The 1,406-nt window shown below is 71.0% G+C and carries 1 protein-coding gene; it reads right to left on the bottom strand.

The window, feature by feature from the left end:
- Positions 1–855, bottom strand: an 855-nt coding sequence (locus GTY96_RS37045; protein ID WP_161667173.1) for an alanine racemase, incomplete at its 3' end; no start/stop codon positions are given.
- Positions 856–1,406 lie beyond the last annotated feature (551 nt).

Here is a 1,406-nt window from a genome sequence, read left to right as displayed (position 1 = left end):
GAAGGCCGCCGCGGGCTGGTGGTGGAAGCCCTGGTAGCCGTCGAAGAGCGCGGGCGAATACAGGCCGCTGCCCGCGGTGAGCTCGGTCACGCTCGCGTCCTCGCGCGTGGACTCCAGGCTGCCGGTGCCGCCGCCGTTCACGAAGCGCACCGGGAACCCCGCGCCCTTCAGCGCGGCCACCACCGCCTGCCTCCGCGCGTGCACGCGGCCCACCGAGCCCCGCTTGAGCGCGCGGATGGCCAGGTTCTTCGCCCCCGCGTGCGGCGCCGCGTCCGGCACTCCCGCGAGCTGCGCCTCGTAGCCCATGACGCCCGCGAGGAACACGGCGTCCCCTTCCGACGCGATGTGCTTCGCCACCGCCAGCGCGTCCTCTGGCGCGCGGAGCGGCGAGCGGTGCACCCCGAAGCGCAGCCCCGGCAGGTCCACCGACAGGTCCACATCCAGGCACAGCGGGACACGCGTCCCCTGCCGCCGCGCGGCCCTGACGGCGAGCGCCACGTGCTCCACCGAGTCCACCATCAACGTCACGGGCGCTGGCGGACGGCACAGCTCCGCCAGGGCCTCCGCGTCCACCACGGGGTAGCCCATGAGCAGGTCGGTAAAGCCGCGCTCGCGCAGGCGCACGGCCTCTTCGGCGCTGAAGCACATGAGCCCCCGGAAGCCGGGATACCCTTCGAGCACCCGCCGCAGCAGCGCCGCGCACCGCACCGACTTGGTGGCCAGCCGCACCGGCAGCCCCCCCGCGCGCCGCACCAGCGCCGCCGCGTTCTCGCCCAGCAGCTCCAGGTCCACGAAGGCCAACGGCAGCCGCCGCCCCTCCAGGGCACGGGCGTAGAAGGCGTAATCACGCGGCATGTCAGGGCCTCCGGGCGTTGACTCGACGGGAGGCCGCATCATCGCCGCGCCCCGTCATCGCGAGCGAGCGGAGGCACCGGCGCGTGCGCTGGAGGACAGGGCGGGAGGTCAGGGGCGCGAAAGGGGCAGCGCGCCGGACATCCCAGGGGGGACGCCCGGCGCGCGCACACACGGATTCTTCGACTCCTGGGTCGGCCCACCCCCCCGGAAGGGCACGGACAGTCATGGTGCCGTCCACCGAAAGCCATTTCTATTGAGGAAATCACGCGAGTCTTAAACGACTCGGTGCTCAAGAAATCACGCTGCATCTGGGCAGACGGTAGAAGCGCTGATTCCTCTTCTGACCTTACAAGTCTTCCAATTGTCTCCAGCGGATATAGTAAGTAAATCGTGATTGATTTGATTTCCGAGGACCAACGCCTGTTGCGCGAGCTGGAGGGCCTGCTGGAGGGGATGGAGCCAGGCTCCGAGGCCCTGCCCGCGGCCCTGGTCGCGCTCCGGCATGCGCTGCGCGCGGAGCGGACAGCCGCCTACGGCGTGGATGTGGGTTC

The sequence above is a fragment of the Corallococcus silvisoli genome, assembly GCF_009909145.1.
In the GTDB taxonomy this organism is placed as follows: domain Bacteria; phylum Myxococcota; class Myxococcia; order Myxococcales; family Myxococcaceae; genus Corallococcus; species Corallococcus silvisoli.
This window is presented reverse-complemented; position numbering and strand designations above follow the sequence as displayed.